Source organism: Paenibacillus sp. FSL L8-0638 (assembly GCF_038593075.1).
Classification (GTDB): Bacteria; Bacillota; Bacilli; order Paenibacillales; family Paenibacillaceae; genus Paenibacillus; species Paenibacillus polymyxa_D.
The window spans coordinates 5,704,824-5,726,778 of sequence record NZ_CP151960.1 but is presented as its reverse complement, the minus strand read 5'-3'; the positions used below and the strand labels follow the sequence as shown (position 1 = coordinate 5,726,778).

General features: G+C 46.3%; 17 protein-coding genes and 2 riboswitches. Of the genes, 10 read left to right on the top strand and 7 right to left on the bottom strand.

All coding sequences use genetic code 11. From position 1 onward, the window contains the following. Positions 1-4: 4 nt before the first annotated feature. Both MKY35_RS25525 and MKY35_RS25520 read left to right on the top strand, forming a co-directional pair. A complete protein-coding gene (locus MKY35_RS25525; RefSeq protein ID WP_342445170.1) occupies positions 5-1,606 on the top strand; it encodes an ATP-binding protein in 1,602 nt (533 codons plus the stop codon). After that, positions 1,587-2,324: a response regulator gene (locus MKY35_RS25520; RefSeq protein WP_342445169.1), complete on the top strand. Its 738-nt coding sequence runs from the start codon at positions 1,587-1,589 to the stop codon at positions 2,322-2,324. Before MKY35_RS25525 ends, MKY35_RS25520 begins: the two co-directional genes overlap by 20 nt. A 51-nt stretch (positions 2,325-2,375) precedes the next feature. Here the strand turns inward: MKY35_RS25520 and MKY35_RS25515 are convergent, their stop codons facing one another. Continuing rightward, on the bottom strand, positions 2,376-3,395 hold the full coding sequence (locus MKY35_RS25515) for a 2-hydroxyacid dehydrogenase (protein WP_342445168.1): 1,020 nt from the start codon (positions 3,393-3,395) through the stop codon (positions 2,376-2,378). An 18-nt stretch (positions 3,396-3,413) separates the two neighbouring features. After that, positions 3,414-4,469, bottom strand: coding sequence for an AEC family transporter (locus tag MKY35_RS25510; RefSeq protein ID WP_342445167.1), 1,056 nt, complete (start codon positions 4,467-4,469; stop codon positions 3,414-3,416). A 339-nt stretch (positions 4,470-4,808) separates the two neighbouring features. Here MKY35_RS25510 and mmuM point away from each other — a divergent pair, with 339 nt between their 5' ends. Next, positions 4,809-5,756, top strand: coding sequence for a homocysteine S-methyltransferase (mmuM, locus tag MKY35_RS25505; protein ID WP_342445166.1), 948 nt, complete (start codon positions 4,809-4,811; stop codon positions 5,754-5,756). Positions 5,757-5,933: 177 nt separating this feature from the next. Here mmuM and MKY35_RS25500 read toward each other — a convergent pair whose 3' ends face one another. The 5 genes from MKY35_RS25500 to rhaB all read right to left on the bottom strand — a co-directional run bounded on the left by MKY35_RS25500 (position 5,934) and on the right by rhaB (position 13,117). Continuing rightward, on the bottom strand, positions 5,934-8,222 hold the full coding sequence (locus MKY35_RS25500) for a GDYXXLXY domain-containing protein (RefSeq protein WP_342446710.1): 2,289 nt from the start codon (positions 8,220-8,222) through the stop codon (positions 5,934-5,936). A 140-nt stretch (positions 8,223-8,362) separates the two neighbouring features. Further along, positions 8,363-9,256 carry an AraC family transcriptional regulator gene (locus MKY35_RS25495; protein ID WP_342445165.1) on the bottom strand — a complete coding sequence of 298 codons (894 nt, stop codon included), beginning with the start codon at positions 9,254-9,256 and terminating at the stop codon, positions 8,363-8,365. A gap of 197 nt (positions 9,257-9,453) precedes the next feature. After that, the gene (gene rhaD, locus MKY35_RS25490; protein ID WP_342445164.1) at positions 9,454-10,299 is read right to left on the bottom strand and encodes a rhamnulose-1-phosphate aldolase; all 846 of its coding nucleotides are present in this window, start codon (positions 10,297-10,299) and stop codon (positions 9,454-9,456) included. A 67-nt stretch (positions 10,300-10,366) separates the two neighbouring features. Next, on the bottom strand, positions 10,367-11,623 hold the full coding sequence (gene rhaA / locus MKY35_RS25485; RefSeq protein WP_342445163.1) for an L-rhamnose isomerase: 1,257 nt from the start codon (positions 11,621-11,623) through the stop codon (positions 10,367-10,369). Positions 11,624-11,635: 12 nt separating this feature from the next. Next, entirely contained in the window at positions 11,636-13,117 is a 1,482-nt protein-coding gene (gene rhaB / locus MKY35_RS25480; protein ID WP_342445162.1) for a rhamnulokinase, read from the bottom strand. 330 nt (positions 13,118-13,447) lie between these two features. After that, a riboswitch (purine riboswitch) is annotated at positions 13,448-13,551 on the top strand. Positions 13,552-13,732: 181 nt separating this feature from the next. Between rhaB and MKY35_RS25475 the strand changes: the two genes are divergently transcribed. The 7 genes from MKY35_RS25475 (at position 13,733) to MKY35_RS25445 (ending at position 21,869) form a co-directional block, all read left to right on the top strand. Further along, positions 13,733-14,350: a xanthine phosphoribosyltransferase gene (locus MKY35_RS25475; protein WP_209947562.1), complete on the top strand. Its 618-nt coding sequence runs from the start codon at positions 13,733-13,735 to the stop codon at positions 14,348-14,350. Further along, positions 14,344-15,651 carry a nucleobase:cation symporter-2 family protein gene (locus tag MKY35_RS25470; RefSeq protein WP_029518809.1) on the top strand — a complete coding sequence of 436 codons (1,308 nt, stop codon included), beginning with the start codon at positions 14,344-14,346 and terminating at the stop codon, positions 15,649-15,651. Before MKY35_RS25475 ends, MKY35_RS25470 begins: the two co-directional genes overlap by 7 nt. 755 nt (positions 15,652-16,406) lie before the next feature. After that, a riboswitch (cobalamin riboswitch) is annotated at positions 16,407-16,607 on the top strand. 216 nt (positions 16,608-16,823) lie between these two features. After that, complete coding sequence (locus tag MKY35_RS25465; protein WP_342445161.1) at positions 16,824-18,404, top strand: ABC transporter substrate-binding protein; 1,581 nt, start codon at positions 16,824-16,826, stop codon at positions 18,402-18,404. Positions 18,405-18,419: 15 nt separating this feature from the next. Then, complete coding sequence (gene nikB / locus MKY35_RS25460; protein WP_342445160.1) at positions 18,420-19,349, top strand: nickel ABC transporter permease; 930 nt, start codon at positions 18,420-18,422, stop codon at positions 19,347-19,349. A 14-nt stretch (positions 19,350-19,363) separates the two neighbouring features. After that, positions 19,364-20,179: an ABC transporter permease subunit gene (locus tag MKY35_RS25455; RefSeq protein WP_342445159.1), complete on the top strand. Its 816-nt coding sequence runs from the start codon at positions 19,364-19,366 to the stop codon at positions 20,177-20,179. Continuing rightward, on the top strand, positions 20,179-21,096 hold the full coding sequence (locus MKY35_RS25450) for an ATP-binding cassette domain-containing protein (protein ID WP_342445158.1): 918 nt from the start codon (positions 20,179-20,181) through the stop codon (positions 21,094-21,096). The genes MKY35_RS25455 and MKY35_RS25450 overlap by 1 nt, the downstream gene beginning before the upstream one ends. Further along, positions 21,093-21,869 (top strand): dipeptide/oligopeptide/nickel ABC transporter ATP-binding protein, encoded by a 777-nt coding sequence (locus MKY35_RS25445; protein ID WP_342445157.1) that lies wholly within the window; start codon positions 21,093-21,095, stop codon positions 21,867-21,869. The genes MKY35_RS25450 and MKY35_RS25445 overlap by 4 nt, the downstream gene beginning before the upstream one ends. Positions 21,870-21,955 lie beyond the last annotated feature (86 nt).

Below are 21,955 nucleotides of genomic sequence, written 5' to 3'. Positions count from 1 at the left end.
ATTCATGATTATTATTTTGGTTGTTTTAGTGATCATTATTTCCTTAATTATATCCTTGCTTCTCATTCGTAATTTCGTGATTAACAAACATTTTGATAATACAAAGGAAAAACTTTCGGGTGTTGCCAAGATGGTTGCCAGTGACAACGATGTTATTCGTAATGTCGAGCAAGGAGTTCCTGTGAAGCAGATCCAAGACTATTCGCTTGGAGTCATGCATAACGTTAATGTGGATTTTGTTGTCATTCTGAACCACGATTTAATTCGGCTATCTCATCCGAATGCAACGATGGTCGGCAAACCGTTCTCGGATTTGAATGATGCCAGAAGAGCGCTATCCGGTCAGGGACATTTTTCTGAGAATATAGGTATTTTGGGCAAAGGCTACCGATATTTTACGCCGATATTTAATCAACAGCATGAGGTCATTGGGATTGTATGTGTAGGGCTGACCATGAGAACCCTAAATCACGATTTGATGCAGGCGCAGTATACCATTTTTGGGGGGCTGATGCTGGGGCTCTTTAGTGGAGTTCTAGGCGCGATCATTCTGGCTCAGAAAATCAAAACCATTTTATTTGGGCTTGAGCCGCAAGAGATAGCAACACGATTGCGCGAAAAAGAAATTATTGAAAATGAGGTCGCTGAAGGAATTATAGCCATTTCGGCTGACAAGAAAATTATGCTCATGAACAAAGAAGCTCAGGCCAAGTATCAACTGGCAAACCAAGAAATGAAAGCCCCGATTGGCGAGCAGCTAGATACCAACTTTTATAACGTGCTTTTCAAGAGAGTGTTCGATGATAAAAGGAAAATCAAGGATCGCTCATTTTATGTGAATGGTATAGAGGTCATTGCGACAGTAACCCCTATATATATTGAAAATGAGTTTTTTGGGGCAGTTGCAACGCTGCGCGACCAATCCGAGATGATCCATCTCAGCAACCAGTTAAGTGGTACAAAATATTATATTAACTCCCTTCGCGGACAGACCCATGAATTTATGAACAAAATGCACGTAATATCCGGGCTGATTGAAATGAGGAAATATGCGGAGGTCAGTCAATATATTCATCAGTTAAATCACCGGTATCAAGATGAGGTAGGCTTTTTGACGGAGAGAATTAAAGTTCCGGCATTAGCAGGTTTTATTATGGGTAAAATCAACGAAGCACGCGAACAGAATATTTCGGTTCTTCTTGCAGAAAGCTCGGATGTCTCTAATGTGGAGATGCAGGATATCGTTCATGATGTCATACACATCCTGGGCAATTTTTTTGACAACGCCATAGATTCCATCTTACAAAAAAAAGAACCCGGCAAAATTGAGCTGAAATTGAACTATGAGTGTGAGGGAAATGTATTCATTTTGAAAGTGAAAGATAATGGGTTGGGGATTGATTTTGAGATGCAAAAAAGGATATTCGAGCATGGCTTTTCAACCAAAGGAGAAGACAGAGGCTACGGCTTGAATCTGGTTAAAACCATGGTGGAAAATCATCAAGGAATCATTGAGCTTGATAGCCAACCGGGTCTGGGAACAAGTATATATGTAGAGTTGCCCTGTACATTGGAGGTGACAAATAATGAAAGTTCTAATCGTTGAGGATGATCCGATGGTTGCTGAGCTCAATCAACAGTTTATCGAGCGCATGGACAATTTGGATGTTGTATGTAAGGCAGATACCGTCAAGAAAGCACAGGACTGTCTTCAAAAATGGTCACCGGATCTGGTATTACTGGACGTTTATTTACCTGGAAAAAGCGGATTAACTTTATTATCTCATATGCAGGAGCATCAATATCATGCTTCAGTTATTTTAATTACGGCTGCAAAAGATATTCAGACGGTGAAGGAAGCTGTTTTTTATGGTGTTGCAGACTATTTAATTAAACCCTTTACATTCGAACGCTTTAGACTGGCTGTTGAGAAAATCCAGCGTCTGGCCACAGTGATGGAGGAAGGGAACGGAATTAATCAGGCTGTTATTGACCATTATTTTAATAAAGAAGAGCACACGGGTGTGGAAAATAAAAAACCTGTTGAACATCCACCGCATAATCTACCGAAAAACCTGTCTAAAAATTTGTCCAAACTGACCATGACCACAATACTGAAGAGTATTCAAGAGCTGGACGGCCCCTTCTCAGTTGAAACGTTAGCTAGAGAAGTGGACTTGTCCCGTATCACGGTCAAAAAATATATTCAGTTCCTGGTGGACGATGGCTTTCTCGTTGAATCGATAGAATACCATAAGGTTGGCAGACCGCTAATGCTCTATCAGTTGAATCCTGATATAAAAGAACCGCCATTTCCATTGTAATCTGGAAATAGCGGTTCTTTTTTTGTTCAACAAGAGTGCCGAGCTTCCTAATTATTTCATAGAGAGGACAGGAAGTGGGACCAGGTTATCCGAAGAATGAGTTGTAACGATATCATGGAAGTTGTCATAGCTAGTTTCAATCATGTTAGATAACGCTGTAACGGTATTCGAGCCAGCATGAGGCGTTACCAAAACTCTTGGATACAACTCCACAAGTTTCTGGATCGTTGGATCGGGGAGCATTTGCCATGGTTCAAACGCTTTGAAAAATAGTTCTTCCTCTTTAGGGAAGACATCTGTCCCAAATCCCTCCAAATGATTACTGAGTAAAGCGTCCAGAATGGCTTGATTATCTTGTAACTCTCCACGTGAGGTATTGATGAGGATAGATCCCTTTTTCATTTTTGCTAAAAAGCCAGCATTAATCATTTGGTCGTTCTGTCCCGGCAGATAAGGAACATGCACACTAACAACATCGCTCTCTGCCAGTAGCTCATCCAAGGTTGTGAATGGAATGACTTCCTTGGCTGCGTCGGATTGGTACACATCATAGCCGATAACAGAAGCTCCTAATCCTTTAAACAATTTGGCCTCTGTCAGACCAATGCGTCCAACCCCGATAATCCCAACTTTACAGTTATGGATCTCTTTGCTGAATGTATGCTCATCCACAATAAAATTTTTGAAAGAGCTTTTGGTAGTCATATAAGCGGTGTGGCGGAACAGCATCATAGCCAAAGTTAAGGAAAGCTCGGCGATGGCATTCGGAGAGTAGGATGGCACGCGTGCCACCTTCATTCCGAATTCGCTACAGGCATCCAAATCAATGTGGTTGATTCCGACTGTTCTGGTGAAAACATATTGAATGCCGTATTCATTGAATTTTGTGATATTTTCCCGATTGGCAGCACAGTTTCCTCTTAGCAAAACGGCATCGTGATGCTGCGCCAATTCTGCATTGCTGGTGGTTAACAACTCTTCTACCAGCGTTAGTTGGAAGTTATATTTATTGAGATCCTGGAAATAGGGTTTCTCATAAGAACGGACACCATAGCAAATGATTTTTAACATGTTGTTTACCCCCCTGATTTAGAAAATTCCAATTTTATCAATGACATTAAGCGTAATGATCCACACTGGAATCATGACGACAGAAGTGATAGTTGATAGAAGTGATGCATTGGAAGTCAATATGGCTTCCTTATCAAAACTGATAGCATAGGCTGCGGCTACGGTAGCTGTAGGAGTAGCCATCATAATGACAATAGTAGCTAAAGCGACAGAATCGACTGACAGAATATGGGATACAGCCAACAAAGCCAGCAAGACGATGTTAACAATAGGTACAAGCCAAACCTTAACGATGCTGTAATACCAAGAGGTCTTATCCGTAGCTGCCGACTTGAAGCTGATCTCTCCCAATGTCGAGCCAATCGATAACCAGGCTAATGGAGAAGCTAGTCCAGCAAGGTAGGTCATGGGCTTGAACAGCCAGACAGCCGTTTGATCAATTCTTAGAAAGGCGAACTGCTGAATGGCCCCATCCTCTGTAGCTACACTCATCTGTGGCAAATAACCTTGAAACAACCAAACAAACAAGCCTAGAAACGTGGCGATAACGATTGGATTCATAAACATGGTTTTGAGATTTTTAAGCTCCATTTTCAGACCGCTCATTTTGATATAGCCATAGGAGTATAAGAAAATGCGGTACCCTATGTTAAAAATGGAGCTGTACATCACTCCGGTAGGGCCGTAAATGGCTCCGACAATTGGAATCCCGAAGAAAGTCGTAGAACCGAAAATGGTTAACACCCGCAAAACATCCTGTTTATCCTTGTTGTAGCTCAGGAAGAACGGTTTAGATATAAAGATGAGAATAATATAAATTAGAACTCCCCATATTAAAACATTCATTCCTTGTTTTAACATTGTAGGATTGATATCCTGCATGAAAGAATTAAAGGCTAGCGCTGGTAGAGCCACGGTTAGAACAACCTTGGATAACATCTTTCCTACTGCTGCGTTAAAAATCCCCTTCTTGCGGCAAAAGAAACCAAGAAGGATAATAAAAACGGTGGAAGCGATAGAACTGAGAATTTTGTTATCTGTTAAGGTCGCAGTAATCATTTCTAGTAAAGACATAAATAAAATCCTCTCTTGTACCTTTTTTCACATATATGACGATGCAAAATGTGACGATGCAATGCCCTGATCTTTTGGCCAAAGTGTTGGTTTGCACCTTTATAGTAAAATGACTTTGTGAAAAAAAGAACAATATCTAATTAATTTAACTTATGAAACTAATTTAAAAAATTTATACGTTACATCAGATCGCAAATGAAACGGGAGGGGACGTCTTCACTTCACGGAATGATTATTTCTTGGCTTTGTGAGTGCTCATCAACATTCGTGCTATAATGTAAATCACTAAACCCTACTTGATTAGTGGGTTAAATAGAAAAGACGAGCAGGAGGAGCCGCATGAATCCGATACAACATATACTGAACGAATTTCAGCTGATCGTGCTGGATGGCGCAATGGCGACCGAGCTGGAGCGTCATGGACATGATCTGAACGATAGCTTATGGTCAGCTAAAATCCTCCATGAGCATCCGGAGTCGATCAAGCGTGTACATAGGGATTATTTTGAGGCTGGGGCAGACTGTGCGATTACTGCGAGCTATCAGGCTACCGTTGAAGGCTATGTTAAACGAGGCTTAAGCGAAGCTGAGGCGCTGGAACTGATTCAATTATCGGTGCGGATTGCTGTGCAGGCACGAGATGAGTTTTGGGCTGACGTGACGGCTACTGCAAGTCAGCGACATCGTCCCAAGCCGCTAGTTGCGGCCTCCGTTGGCCCTTACGGGGCGTTTTTGGCAGATGGATCAGAATATCGCGGCGATTACAAGCTGAGCGAGGAACAGCTTGTGGAGTTTCACAGGCCGCGTATGAAAGCTCTGATTGAGGCGGGTGCAGATATTTTAGCTTGTGAAACGATACCCTGTCTGGTTGAAGCCAAGGCCATCGCCCGATTGCTGAAGGAATTCCCTGGCACGTATGCCTGGATCAGCTTTAGCGCAAAGGATGGGCAGCATATCAGCAATGGTGAGTCTGCCGCTGCATGTGCTGAGTGGCTGAATGGGCATGAGCAAGTGGCCGCTGTAGGGGTCAATTGCACTTTGCCGAATTTCGTTCCATCGCTTATTCACGAAATACGCAATCACACGGATAAGCCTGTGGTGGTATATCCCAATCTGGGAGAGGAATATGACCCGGTCACCAAGACATGGCACGGCAGCACTTGTACAGAGACGTTCGGACAAAGTGCCCGTCAATGGTATGAAGCGGGAGCTCGTCTGATTGGCGGTTGTTGCCGGACTCAGCCGCAGGATATTGAGGAAATAGCATCGTGGACGAGAGCTGTATAAACGAGGATAAGCGTAGCGAAGGGATAAAGATTATCTATAAGAGGGTAACTCGATGACCCGAAAAAACAAGCAGGTGAACCAAGTTGTGCTCCAGTAATGGAGCAGCTTGGTTCAGCCTGCTTGTTGTAATGATAAATCTTTTGGACTCTGCCTCGTTGACTACCTGCGCCGATCTGGTCAGCTTTCTGCCAAACGTTCCAGCAGTGCGTCTCCATTGCGGCTCACCCGAATATGGGCAAAATGTGCGTTCTGTTCTACAGTACGTCCGGTTCCCTCAGGGATGAAATAATTCTCAATACCGTACACAATACGAGAACCATACCACTGTCCATTTAGAATGACCTCATGACTGGCAAGTTTTTCACCATCTTGATATAGGCGATCAGCGATGTATACTCCTTGGCTATCTGGTGTGAGAACGACTTTGACCTTGCCTCGGCTCCATTCTTCCTCCTGAAGAGGGGTCTTGGAAGGAGGGGTAGATATGTCGTAATTCAGTGCCACATAATCGCCTTGTAGCAGGGAGCGCGGGTCTATAGGAGCCAGTTTGAGCTTAATGGAAGCCCCTGAGGCGAGCAAGGTTTCACTTCTCGCCGTCTGATAGCCGATGATTCCCAGCTGTAGCACGATGACAATGGCAATGAGTAACGGGCTTAAGCGCATAAAGCTAAAGCTGCGGTGGTCGGCATCGAATGCTGCTTTGCCGCTATGGGCCATTCGCCGATCCGCCCACCAGGTCAAGCCGAGTGCAATGATCCCCAGTAGCGCCAGCGTAAAAGATTTATACAGTAGCGTCCACAATAAATCATAGTATTTGAAGCCGATAAAAATAAACCAGAAGACAACACTCATGATGGCCTCCGATTTTTGTTTCACACGGGCAAAGGCAAAGACCATCCCGGTAACGATAACAAAATAAAAAATGTTAATGAACATATAAGAGTGTGGAACGACATCCTCGAAAAACGTCGCCCAAAACAGGAACAGCAAGCTGAAAAATAATGAGCTATTCCGCAGATGTTCTTTTAACTCCGTCTTGGATATAAAGTAACTTACCCCATATAACACGGCATTGACGATGAAAAGAGAGAAGATGATGAACTTATAGGTCCAGTTCCAACCATCCCACTCCTGATACTGCTGAAATAAAATGGTCGCCAGATTCAGGTTTACAAAGGTGTAGGCAAAAAACAACTGCCTTTTCCCCTTGGAGCGAAACCATCCAGCGATGGAAACGATCAGAAATAATACCGAAAGCAGCGACTGATCTGACCATAGAATGGCCGCTAAGCCTGTAATGTAGCTGATGGTCAGCAGGGTATAACGTATGACCGAATCCAGCTTGGATTCCGGTATGACAATCATCAAAATCATAAGTAGCAATGACACAACCAACAGTACATATTCGGTGTGGTTTACATTCGTGCTAATCATAATCAATCCGATGAGAGATATACTACCGATCAGCACTCCAACCACTTTGATTACACGGGATACGGTTTTGCTGATCCATTCACTGCCACGTTCCTCGGGAACGGTTGTTTCCACATCGGTTTTCGCGATATCCCCGTTTTCCCCATTGAATATCTCCCCTGTTTCCGGCGGTGTTTTCCCCAAACGATTCAAATAACGGAAAAACCACACGTTACCGGTCAGCAGCAGCGCCACAAAAATCAAACCAAAAACAAAAAACAGAGATGAGTAGTAAGCCTCCGCCAGCTCTATAAATTTAAAGACAGCAAACGCTGAAAGCGCCAATGCATTCAAGGTCAGTAGTGTTTTATTCAGCCGTACCTTGATAAATATATAAAATCCTAAAGCAATCACAGCGATATACGGTATATTCATGACCAGGCCATAGCCATCAAATGCAAAAGAATTAGTCATCGCTAACATGGCTATATGAAAAACAGTAAAGCTCATATATTGGAGTGGAGCAGAGTGTATACGATGAAGGAACGTCAATAGAAACAACACCAGATTGATCAGTGCGAACACTCCGGCAATGGACAACGATTCCAGTTCGCTATAAGACGGGCTTTGCATCGTAGGGTAAAAATAAAACCACAAACCAAGATGAATCAGTACATACGACAGCATATAAAAAGGATTGTAGCGAGTGATCCAACTAAGTAGCAGAGCCGGTACCGACCAAATGAAAAACAATCCGTAGCTGTCCAGATGGGAATTGTAAATTTGACCGAGCAATGCCACAGAAACGCCAAAGGCTATACAGCCAGCCACCAAAAACATATTAGACAGAAAAGCTTGTTGGCCGGGAACAGCACGTATCCGTGCAAATACAAAAGACAAGCCATAGAACAGAACAATAAGCGCAGCAGCCAGTACAATCTTGACTGTCCGATCCAGTCCGCCCCAATTGGAGGCGAAAAAATAAATAATTGAGGCAAGTATCAGTGAGATGCCCAGCAGATAGCCCGTACGTATCGCATTGAATCGCAGCATGGATTTCACGTACCTTTCCTGTTGGTTTGATGCTTATTATAACGTTGAAAGGTCTCAGAACCAAGTACAAATTAGGATCAGGTCATAAAAAAAGAGAGCCACCGTATACGGCGGCTCTCTTTAACGTTACTGGATTTTAGCTAGGCATTGACGGTACGAATCTCTTGCCGGGACTGATGCCGGAAGCGATACTCACGCGGTGGAATCCCTGCTGTTTTCTTAAATGCTTTGGAAAAGGTGGACATATCGGTATAGCCGATGGACTGGGCTATGATCGACAAATTGTAAGTTGTCTGCTCCAGTAATCTTTTGGCTTCGTTAATCTTAAGGTTTTGCAAATACTTAGCGGGAGAGATGAGGAAGGTGGAATGGAACTTACGTGAAAAATGGGCACGATCCACACCTACATGCTCGGCAATTTGCTCAATCGTAACACGGTCACAATAATGCATTTCAATGTAGTCTTTCCCCTGCTGGAGCCAATAATCAGAGCATACAAAGTTGCGCAGTACGTCAGATGTGTTGCGGGACAACTCCTCGAAGATCTGGTGCAGTGTAATCAAGCGGGCCAGATCGCTGCCCTGTCTGTTGTTGTCGTGTACGATGGAAAACAGGTTAGAGATAAGTTCGAGGATTTCCTCACTCACGGCGTTAGCCATAAATGGCGTGGAGGGATTAATTCCGATCCGCTCCAGTAGCGCGAGGGATTTGGGTCCCTCAAAGGCAATCCATACCTTTTGCAACGGGTGCTGGTGATTGGTGTAATATTCATGGGCAACATGCGGAAAAAAACAGAATAAATCAGACTTTTGGACACGGTACTTCTGTTGCTTATAAATAAACTCAGCCTGACCTTCAAGCACAAAAATCAAATAAAAATAAGGAACAGCCTTGGGACCGACATGGCAGCTTGTTTTCGAAATATCCATACCCAGTCTGACAGGCCAAATGGCGCTGGACTTTTCCAATTCGGTAGCTGTGAAATAATGGTCTTCCACGATGTCGAAGTGATCTTCATTTTTTGCTCTTTTCATAACTTGTCACCTCTCCTTTGGTGGAGATAAGGGAATTTTGATTTTATTGTATATAAAGGAAAGGACAATTACAAGTTAATTCATTGGAATTAAGGGTTATATAATTAAAACTGCGTATGCCAAAGGCTCCATGGCCGGTTTGAGACGAGCCATGGAGCCTTTTAAGTTCTGTATTATGAGAGGAGATTAGCCTATATTTATACGTTCAAGATTCCTTCTTTTGGAGTAACGTTGAAGGCTTTGGCTAGATCGGCCAATTCCTGATCTGTAATCCGTTGCTGAATATCATGGTGAGCAATGAGCATATAGATTTGTGCCGCTTTTTCAATCGTCTCAATGAGGCCAAACGCTTCATCAATGGAGCTGCCTGTTCCGAAAATGCCATGATGAGGCCATAATACAGCATGATGATCCTTCATTTTTTTTGCCGTTTCGCGACCGATTTCGCTGGAACCCGGTACCATCCAAGGGATTACACCGATACCGTCTGGAAAGACGACAATACATTCGGTACACATTTCCCACAGCGTTTTGGTGAATTGGTTTTCGTCCAGACTATGAATGAAGGTCATGGCAATAACATGGGTGGCATGATTATGAATCACCACACGATGGTTAGGATCAACCTTCAAGCGTTCAATGTGGCTCATAAAATGGGAAGGCAACTCACTGGTAGGCACTGCGCCACGTTTGAGGCCCCACAAGACTTCCAACTGTTCGCCATCCTGGGAGACACGAAGGACCCCTAAGTTTGCTTCTGGATCTGCGATTACGTTTTTAAAATATTTACCTGATCCGGTGACGATAAAATATTTACCAGCCAGTTCATTCACCGGGAAAGCAGGTTTAATCGTCCGAATGACCTGATGAATATCTATATATTTTGCAACCTCAGCTTCATCCAGAATATAGCTTACATTACCTCCATTGCGTTCATCCCAGCCGAATTTCCACATGTTTTGTGTAATTTCCGCCATCTCGCGAACAAATGGGATATCCAGTCCCGATTTGCGTTCTTTTTGATTCTCCAGCACAGTAGTCATGGATGATCTCTCCCTTTGGATGATGTGAATATAAGCATTATCAGTGCAGTAGTTACCGTTTCAGCAGTTATCGTTTCAACAGTACTTGTTGTTCATAGTTTTTTACTTCGGCCAGCCATTCCTCACGAACGGGAACGCCGTTTTGAGCGCAATAGTAATCCCATATGGCACCAAACGGATACGATTTGAATTCTTCGACTAGAGCAAGACGAGTGGTGAAGTCCCGATCCTCTTCCGCCTGCCTTAATGCTTCAATCGGTTCGAGCATAGCGCGAAGCAGCGCTTTAATCGTGTTGCGTGTTCCGATGACCCATGCTGCCACATGGTTGATACTGCCATCAAAGAAATCAAGACCGATATGGGTTCGGGAAAGCAATTCACCGCGAACCAGCTCACGGGCAATGTCTAGCAATTCGTCATCCATTGTCACGACATGATCACTGTCCCAGCGAACCGGTCTGCTGACATGGAGCAATAATTGATTGGTGAACATCAGCACAGAGGACAGTTTGTTCGAAATGACTTCGGTGGGATGGAAGTGACCCGCATCGAGACAGAGAGATTTACCCCGTGTCAGGGCGTAACCCATATAGAATTCATGTGAGCCCACGACATAGCTTTCCGAGCCAATGCCAAACAGCTTGCTTTCAACCGCATCGATGTTGTATTCCTCGCTGATTTCCTCGCTGAAAATGTCGTCCAGTGCATCACGCAGACGTTCTCTTGGAGCCAACCGATCAACCGGAGTATCTTTATAGCCGTCCGGCATCCAGTGGTTTGTGACACAGGGCTGACCGAGTTCTTTGCCAAAATACTCGGCAATCCTGCGTGATTTTTTGCAGTGTGTGATCCAGAAATCACGGATTTCCGAATCCTTGTGACTCAGTGTGAAGCCGTCTTCCGCTTTAGGATGGGAGAACAGGGTTGGATTAAAATCAAGCCCAAGCCCTTGCTGTTTGGCCCAGTCTACCCAGTTCTGAAAATGGCGTGGCTCCAGTTGATCCAGATCCACTTGTTCTGTGGTGTCCGCATAGATGGCGTGCAGATTGACCTTGTGTTTACCCGGAATGAGTGATAAGGCTTTTTCTAAATCCTGACGCAGCTCATGCGGTGTGCCTGCTCTGCCCGGGTAGCTGCCCGTTACGGCAATCCCCCCACTCAGCTGTTTGTCTTTGAACAGGAATCCCTGAACATCATCTCCCTGCCAGCAGTGCAGTGATATTTTGATTTGTGAAAGCTTCCGTAAAATGTCGTCCACTTGAATACCGTGGCGGGCATACAGCTTTTTCGCTTCGTTATAACTGGCTTCAATGGCTTCGTTCATGGCTTTACTCCTTTATTGAGATATGTGAATAGAGGATGTTGCTTGTATCTTAAGCTGCTCCCAGCGATCCAAAAGTTCTTGCACGCCTTCCACCGATTGTGGCTCATATAGCCGAGTCGGAAAGGAGCGGGCGATGGTTCGGCCAGCAGCCTTGAGATTCTCAAGAACACCAGAGCTAATTAATTGCACGACAATATTGCCGATGGCCGTAGATTCGGAAGGACCTGCCTGAACCTCAATTCCCAAGAGATCGGCGGTTAGCTGACATAGTAATTCGTTGTTAGCGCCTCCGCCGACAATGTGCAATCTGGTAATCGTTTCGTCTGTTAAACATTGCAGTTCGTGTAAGGCATCGCGGTAGCTTAAGGCCAGACTGTCAAAAATACAGCGGGCGAGTGAGCCCGGCGTCCTGGGGATGGGCTGGTCTGTCTCTTCACAGAATCGCTGGATTTCAAGGGTCATACTATCCGGGTTTAAGAAGGATGAATGGTTACAGAGGACAAGACTGACAAACGGTGCTTCTGCTGAGGCCAGTTGGGCCAATTCGGCAAAGCTATGTGCACAGCCCCCTTCTCTTCTGACCTCCTGAATCATCCACAATCCCATAATATTTTTCAGAAAACGGTACGTACCGTAAGCGCCCCACTCATTGGTGTAGTTCGCCTGCATGGCTGCCTTCGTATTCAAGGCTTCGGATCGTTCCATTCCCAGTAGTGACCACGTGCCGCTGCTAATATAAGCCCAAGATTCTTCCCGCTGTGACGGAACACCTGCAACGGCCGATGCAGTATCGTGAGTAGGCGCAAGAATGATCTGACAGTCTGGAAGATCGTATTTTTGAACAAGCTCCGGCAAAAGAGAACCCAGAACCCGTCCAGGCTCGGCAAGCTCTGAAAACTGATTGCGTCGCAGTTGGAGCAGGGACAGCAGGTCTTCATCAAACTCTCGGGTGTTCACGTTGAGAAGCTGCATCGTGGACGCATTCGTAATTTCATTGATCATGATGCCTGTCAGGCGATAGTACAGATAATCAGGGACCATCAATATTTTATCCGCCTGGGCAAGCTGTTCCCGATCATGGACAAACAGTTGATACAGGGTATTAAAGTTTAGTTCCTGAATGCCTGTTTTCTCATACACAGCCTCCCGACTGATGAGCTGGTGCAGCCTGTCAGGCGCATGGAGGGTACGTGCATCCCGGTAAGCGTATACCTCATGAATGCGGTTACCTTTCTGATCAAGCAGCACGTAATCTACAGCCCATGTATCAATGCCGAGCGTACAGGAATGAATCCCCTTCTGTTTAGCTTTTTGCAAGCCCTGAATAATCTCATTTAATAGTTCGTCGATATTCCAGTAATCGTGTCCGTCTTTTTCGGTAAAGGAGTTGTTGAAACGGTGAAGCTCTTGCAAGTGTAGCTGGTCACCTTGCAGAGTTGCACCTACGATCCTACCGCTTGAAGCTCCAATATCAACAGCAAGATAATTATTCATATCCAATCTCCTTGCATGGATAAAATACGGGCAGCCTGAAAGTCTGCCTTTTGTTTTCTTAACTAACTCCATACTACTTCCGTTTTTCTTTGCAGTCAACATAAACGGAAGTAATAATTGTGGTTTTATTTTTGTTTTCTAAAATTATAATTAAAATTAAATGTTGTTTTGTATGTATTTTTGTTTTTTAACATCTGTTTTCTACTATATATATACCTTCAACAAAGGTCGATTTGATTTTACGATATTCCAATTGTGGAAGGTTCTCCAAATGCTGCTGTCTGTATGAAAAATAGTCTTGAAACCGCCCGCCAGAGGGTGTAGTATACAAGATATCAATTTCATATGACTCGTATAATATTGGGGATATGGCCCAAAAGTTTCTACCGGACGACCACTGTAATCGTCCGACTATGAGTGATAGCGCATCGGCTTCGGATGAATGCGGGCATTTATTTGTGCGCCAATCCGTCAGGGATTATAACCCCAAGGACAGGCTTCACTTGAGAAACAACTCAAGGGAGCCTGTCCTTTTTTGGTTTTGGCAGGTTTTACTGTTCAGGATTTTGCAAAATCCTCACTATTTTAAAGTACAGAAGGAGCGATACTCGCATAATGAAAGTTTTGGAGGAACGTATTCGTCAAGAAGGACAGATTTTATCTGACACCGTATTAAAGGTAGATTCATTTTTGAATCATCAGGTAGATACAGCATTAGCATTAGAGATTGGTAAGGAGTTTGCACGCCTGTTCGGCAGTGCTCCGATCACCAAGGTGCTTACCATTGAAGCTAGTGGTATTCAATTTGCAATGGCTACTGCTATTGCCTTGGGGGTCCCGTTCATTTATGCGAAGAAAAAGAAGGCCATCACGCTGAATGAGCAGGTATACTTCGCAGAGGTTCATTCGTTCACTCGGCAGGAAACCTATCAGGTGAGTATCTCCCAAAAATATCTCGATGCCAGCGACCATGTGCTGATCGTAGATGATTTTTTGGCAACTGGTGCAGCATTGGTCGGACTTACGGATATTGTAAAGGAAGCAGGAGCGGAGCTGGCCGGGGTTGGCTGTGTGATTGAGAAGAGCTTCCAGGAAGGCCGTGGACTGTTGGAGCAAAGAGGCATCGCCGTACGTTCTCTTGCGCGTATCGCTTCCATGGCACCAGGCGAGGTCCATTTTATAGAGGAAGCTGGCGCGGTAATTGCTCCTGTTAAGGAGAATGTGGGATGTTAAGTAAACAAAAGTTATTCGCACTGGGCTTCCAGCATGTCATGGCGATGTACGCTGGAGCCATTGCTGTACCTCTAATTGTAGGGGGAGCATTGCACCTAACTCCAGCCCAGATGGCTTATTTGGTGGCTGCCGATCTGTTCACTTGCGGGATTGCTACGTTATTACAAATTATGGGCACACGCTTTTTCGGTAGTAGACTGCCTGTCATTTTAGGCTGTACGTTTACGGCAGTAGGGCCTATCATCGCGATTGCTTCGACCTCAAATTTGGCGACAGCGTACGGTGCCATTATTTTGTCTGGTATATTCGTGGTGCTTGCGGCACCGCTGTATGGCAAGCTGCTACGCTTTTTCCCGACGGTCGTTACGGGTTCGGTCGTTACAATTATCGGTCTATCCCTTATTCCGGTGGCGATGAACAATGTAGCAGGTGGCCAGGGCAGCGCGGATTTTGGACAGCCGCGTAATTTGCTGCTGGCGCTGGTTACATTATTGGTTATTCTGCTTGTGAATCGGTTAGCAAAGGGCTTTATGCGCTCGATTTCCGTGCTCATCGGTCTGTTTGCAGGCACGGTGGTTGCTTATGCGATGGGAATGGTGCATTTTGCTCCCGTGGCAGATGCGTCATGGGTGAGTGTTGCGCAGCCGTTTTATTTTGGTAAGCCAGAGTTTAGCATTATGGCGGTATGTACGATGATTATTGTCAATATTGTCAGCATGGTCGAGTCTACGGGTGTTTATCTGGCAGTAGGCAAGGCGATTGATCAAAAGGTAGAGCAAAAGCAGATCGTCAATGGACTTCGTTCGGAAGGACTTGCGATTATGCTTGGGGGTATTTTTAACGCGTTTCCTTATACAGCCTTCTCGCAAAATGTGGGTCTGATCTCGCTCACACGCGTCAAATCGCGGAACGTTATTTTTGCTGCGGGCGGTATCATGGTTGTTCTCGGTTTGCTACCTAAGCTGGCTGCTTTAACGACAGTGATTCCTAACGCTGTGCTGGGCGGGGCGATGATCGTCATGTTCGGCTCGGTCGCTGCATCAGGCATGTCTATTTTGTCAGAAGTGGATCTGCGAAAGGAAAGCAATCTGCTGATCGCAGCATGCAGTATTGCTGTGGGCCTAGGTTCTGCCGTTCTGCCACAAATGTTCGACCAGCTGCCGAGCTTTGCCAAAATGCTGTTGCAAAACGGCATCGTATCTGGTTCGATTACAGCGATTGTCTTGAATATCGTTTTGACGAGAAAACAAGGGGAATCGGTCAAAAGCGTGACGGTTCAGGAGGTTCCACAGAAGGTTTGATGATTAGAAATAAATAAAGATAGCCGGAGAGAGGACGTATGCCTCTTTTCCGGCTGTTTGGCATGGGGTTATCCAGATAGTAGATCCCCTTGTTGTCTGGGGATATATAGATAAACTGCGGGATGAAATGGGTAGCTCCAATTTGGCGCGTTTTCCAGTTTACTTACTAGAAGAATTTGCTAGAGCAGTGGGCGATATCATGGTATAATTTACCTTATGGATTTTGAATAGTGGTGGATGTTTTCGGACCACGGTGCAGCTTCCCGAAAGGGGGTGAAGCCGATGGTCAACCTTGTATCGTGCTACGATGTGTTGCGTTGGATGGTTACGTTACTAAGCCTGGTGTTTAGTATTCGTAAACTTTATCGCTGGCTACGTCGAAAATTTCGGAACAAGCGAAAACCCACCGCGTAATTAGGTTGGCCCCTAACGGTGGGTTTCGTTTGCATTGACATTTAGTTATGCAGCGCGCCGTGGTGGTGATCCACAGCCTTTCAAGTCCTAAGAGTCTTTGCCGTTGGCGCGGCGAAGACTCTTTTTAGTATACGGACACGGTGGTTTACTCTATACCTAATTTTAACACTTCAATTGCGTGCACGCAATTGGAGGTTAGGTCTTGTTTCTACCTTATCGTTCAAATTTAAATTATTGTGCAGCCTTTATTGACAAGCCTGTGACAACAAAATAAGATCGTAATGAAAAGAAATAAAGGAAGAAAACAGGTGTGAGCCGGACAACTCTATGTATGGGGTTTCGTAGAGACGATGTACATAGTTGTTGAGCATGTTCACTTAAAAGGGAAGTTCGGTTGATTCCGACACGGGCCCGCCACTGTATACAGGCATCAGCAGGATACTGCTGGAGCTTTCAGAACAGCCACTGGAATTGTGAAGAACCGGGAAGGCCTGAAAGATACGCCTGGAGTCAGGAGACCTGCCTGTTTTGACATCACTGTCAGACCCACGGAATGCTGGGGAGGTGGTTAGGCGTGCTGCATACGGAATGTCTGAAACCGATCTGATCCCTTCTATGTTTTTGGAGTTGGCTTCGAGGTGAGTTCTGACATTTTATATTGAAGGCATTTCTGACTGCTGATCAAGTGGTTCGGAATGCTTTTTTCGCGTTTTGCGTTAGGTTTATGCGATTTTACAAGATAGAGGAGGGCTCATGAAATGATAAGCAGTCGTAGTAGGCGTTCATGGTTCATATGTACAGGGGTGATGCTGCTGCTGGCAGTTATGGCTCTTTCGGGATGTGCCAGCAATAAGACGTCGGATAGCTCCGGCAAGGGTGAGAACGCGTCAGCACAACAAACAGCGACAGATAAAAAGCTGGTAATGGCGTATACATGGAAACCGTCAGGCGTTGACCCGCATGGAGATAATAGCTGGGATGTGATGCGATCCGGTGCAGGTGAGACACTGGTACGTTTGAATGAAAAGCTGGAGCCTGTGGCTTGGCTGGCAAAGGAGTGGAAGCAGGATAGCCCTACAGTTTGGACGTTCAGCTTGCAGGATAAAGTCACTTTTCATGATGGAAAAAGTATGGATGCAGCAAGTGTAAAAGCGTCTTTGTTACGCTCTATTGAGAAAAGCCATCTGGCGAAGGATTTACTGAATGTGAAGTCCATTGATGTAAGCGGCCCGCTGGCCTTGAAGATCACGACAAACCAGCCGAATGCGGCATTGGTGTCTAATCTAGCTGATCCATCGACGATTGTACTGGATGTGGCATCGATGAAAGATGAGCAGGGTTACCCAGCGATGACAGGCGCCTTTAAAATCAAAGCGTTCAACAAGGACCAATCCTTGGTCGTAGAGCGTTATGACGGATACTGGGGCGAGAAGGCACGATTGGCTGAAGCGACGATGAAGTTCATTACGGACGGGAATTCGCGCCTGATGGCACTGCAATCCGGTGAGGTGGACGTAGCGACGGATATTCCGGTTGATAACGCAGAGGTACTGAAAAAGAACGACAAGCTGCAAGTGCTGTCAGCTCCGTCCTTGCGCACCCATATGATCGTGTACAATATGGAATCGCCAGTATTCAAGGATGCGGCGAACCGTAAGGTGGTGGACAGCCTGATTCCACGCGCATCGATTGTGAGCGCCGTCATGAGGGGCTTCGGTACGGAGGCAAGCAGTCCGTTCCCGAGCATTCTTCCCTTCGGTAAAGTTGAGCGCAAAGCGCTGGACGGAACGGCAGAGCAACTGTTGACGAAGGATGGCTGGCAGAAGGACGCCCAAGGGACATGGACTAAGCAAGGCAAGCCGTTCGAGGTTACGCTGCTGACTTTCCCTCAGCGTCCGGAGCTCTCTGTTATGGCTGAGGTCATCCAAAGCCAATTGCTGAAAGAGGGAATCCAGGTCAAGATTCGCAAGGTGGAAAATATCGACGAGGCGTTGACCAAAAACGATTGGGATTTTGCTATGTACAGTATGCTTACTGCTCATACAGGAGAGCCGCAATATTTTATGGACATGTTTTATTCTTCGAAAAGCGAAGCCAATGTAAGCCGTTATAGTTTCAAACCGCTAGAGAGTATTCTGAACAGCTTGAAGCTGGCGAAGGATACAGCGCAGCGTAATGCTGTGACACTACAAGCGCTGGATATCATCAATACGGATTTGCCACAGTCGTTCATTGTGCATCCTGATAATGTGTTTGGTGTGAAAAAAGGGGTGGAGGGTTTTACACCCCATCCGATCGAGTATTACTACATTACAGCGCAATCCGATATTGCGGAATAACGAGCTGCGTATCCTATGATTCGTTTTATACTGGAACGTGTGGCGCAGCTGCTCATTATTGTATTCGTTGTATCCACGCTGACTTTTGTACTGATGCGGCTGGCCCCTGGAGACCCTGCTACCATTTTGCTCACCGCGCATAATATCCCTGCCTCTGAGGAGGCGTTGACGACGCTACGAAAGGAACTGGGCTTAAACGAACCGCTTCATATTCAATATGTGAACTGGCTGCGGGATGTGTTCACAGGGCATTGGGGCACTTCGTATGTATCCAAGGAGTCGGTGCTAGCCGAACTGTGGAACAGACTTCCTGCTACTGTGGAGCTAGCTGCTGCGGGCTTCGCCGTCATGACGGTGTTTACGCTGGGGCTGGGGCTGGCTGCCTCGCTAAAAATCAGCGGCCCACTGGATCGTCTGGGCAGGCTGTTCGCCCTGCTGGGATCGTCGATCCCCTCTTTTTGGTTTGGTTTTCTGTTGATCTATCTATTCTCCGTTCGCTTGGGCTGGCTCCCATCCATGGGAAGGGAGGACTGGACACATCTAGTGCTCCCAGCGCTGACTCTTGGCGCAGGTTTAGGAGCTGTGCAAGCACGCGTACTGCGCGCTCAAATGCTGGAGCTGGGTGACCGGAATTTTGTGAAAGCAGCGAAGGCTCGAGGCTTTTCCCGTTTGCATATCCTGTTTTTTGAGATATTTAGGCATGCGGTTCTGCCTATAATTACACTGCTAGGTACCAATCTATCATTTATGCTGGCAGGTAATGTGATTGTAGAGACCATTTTTTCATGGCCGGGGTTGGGCAAGTATTTTATAGATGCGATTACACAGCGAGATTATCCGGTGATTCAGGGGTATGTTATTTTTGCCGTATTTTTAATTGTAGGAGTTCAGTGTTTGGTGGATGTGGTCCAGACGGCGATAGATCCGAGGCTGCGTTTGCGTTAAGGGGGAAGCTGAAAATGAAAAAGATGCGGCTTTCCTTTCAAGGGAGCTTGCTGGCAGGAGGCGTACTGTTTGGTCTGATCGTGCTGCTTGGGTTATTGGCTCCATGGGTCGCTCCTCATGATCCTCTCCAAGTGGACCTTTTGAACCGTCTGGCACCACCCAGCCGGAAATATCCTTTCGGTACGGATCATCTGGGCCGGGATGTGCTATCACGGCTAATTTACGGGATTCGGACGAGCGTGCTAATCGCATGTGCAATTACTGTAGCTACGCTGTGCTTCAGTCTGCCTATAGGGTTGCTTATTGGTTATGTGCGCGGACGCGTGGACCAGCTGGTCATGCGGGGAATCGACGGCGTATTGGCTTTTCCTGATATTATTTTAACAGTGGCAATTGTCGGTATTTTGGGTCCGGGTTTTGTTAACATGACCCTTGCCATTATTGCGGTACGGTGGGCGGGCTATGTCCGATATATCCGTAGTCTGGTTCAAAAAGCTTGTCAGGAGGACTACGTTCGGTATGCCCGTTTATCCGGCAATTCACACGTTCGTATACTGAGCCGTTATGTATTGCCACAAGCGTTGCCGCAGTTGTTGGTTTATGCGGTATGGGATATCGGACGCGTGGTGCTGATGATCGCTGGGCTGTCCTTTCTTGGACTAGGTGTACAGCCGCCCAAGCCAGAGTGGGGCGTGATGCTGCATGATGCCACCTCATATTTTCAGGTGGCTCCGCACGTCATGATTTTCCCGGGCTTGGCGATTATGCTATTCGTACTTGCCTGCCAGCTTTTGGGCGACCGCTTTTCGGAAAAGGAGGCGGCCAAATAGTGGAGGATCAAACAGCCCTTGGGGGCAAGGATACGATAGAACAAGTGGCAGGTCGAAAACCGTTGTTACACGTGGAACATTTGGAAATCTGCCGCACAGGCGTAGGAGCAAGCAGAAGTGGGAGCAAACCACTGCTGCGTGATGTGAGCTTTTCCATATATTCAGGGGAGATTGTGGCCCTGACCGGACCGAGCGGATGCGGCAAGAGCCTGACCGCACACGCAATCGCAGGCATGCTGGAGCCAGGTATCGGTGTTACGCATGGGCGTATCTACTATAACGGGGAAGACATTCTCCCGTTCCAGGAACGGCGCTGGCAAAGGCTGCGCCGAGAGGATATTGCCCTGCTGATTCAACAATCGCTGAGCGGGTTGAATCCGATCCGGACTGTCCGCGCCCAGCTGATGGACACGCTTAGACTGCACGGGCGGCGTTGGATGCCGCACGACCAGATGGAGCCGGGGCACGCTGATGCTACCCCATCCCACACTGCATCACAGCAAGTCCATCCACTGAGCGTGCTGTCACGGATGCGGCAGGTGCTGAGCCGTGCCTCTGAAATAGCCAGAGGAGGCGCTACTCCAGTGCGGGAGGCCTATTTGCGCTCTCTGCTCTGCAAGGTAGGGTTTGCAGATCCTGAGCATACTTTGTCGTCATATCCTTTTGAACTAAGTGGAGGCATGTGTCAAAGGGTGCTGCTGGCTGCCATGCTAAGCTCCGGTCCGAGCCTCTTTATTGCCGACGAGCCTACTACGGCGCTGGATGTGATCAACCGCGACAAGGTGTTGGCATTGCTGCAACAGTTGAGAGAAGACTTTGATCTCACCATATTGTTGATCTCACATGATCGCCAGGGTATGAGTCGCATAGCAGATCGAGTGTTGGAGATGAGCCCGGAAGGAAGGATGCACCAGTGATGTTGGAATTGAAGAATGTGACCAAAGCATACCCTGTCCGCAAACGGAGAAAAGGTTGGTTCAGCATGCAAGATAGCGAACAGGCCGTGAAGAAGGTGAGTCTGGAGCTACGACAAGAAGAATGTCTTGGACTGGTTGGAGAAAGTGGAAGTGGCAAAAGCACGCTGGCACAATGTATTCTGGGGCTGGAGTCGTTGACCTCAGGAGAGATTTGGCTGGATGAACAGCCCATTCACACCGGAAAGATGAAGGATGTTCAGCTGTACAAGCGAATCCAGTTGGTTGCACAGGATTCGTCCTCCTCGCTGCATCCCCGTATGACCATTCGAGATATTTTAATGGAGCCAATCCACAACTATTTCCCTGAGCGAAAAGCGCAGGCGCTGGATATTTGTCTGTCTCTATTGGAATCGGTAGGATTAGAGGCTGACAGTCTGGAAAAATACCCAGCTCAGCTGAGTGGCGGACAAAAGCAGCGGGTATGTATTGCCCGAGCTTTGGCGGTGGAGCCAAATATTATCTTGTTCGATGAATCGATCGCCAATCTGGATACGACAACGCAGTCTTCTGTATTGGACATGCTCAAGAGAATGCAGGTGGAACGTCAGTTGTCCTACCTATTTATCACTCACGATCTCCCATCTACTCGTCAGTTTTGTGACCGCGTTGCCGTCATGGTTCAGGGGGAGATTGTGGAAATATTTAAGGAATGGGATGAAGACTTGTTACAGCATGAGTACACGCGTACTCTGTTTCAAACGTTGGCGAATTAAGCCATAAGTTTAGGATTTTTCAAAATCCTCATTTCACAAATTTAAAAGAAATAAGAGGGTTGCTTGTCGAATAGTGTTGACAAAAT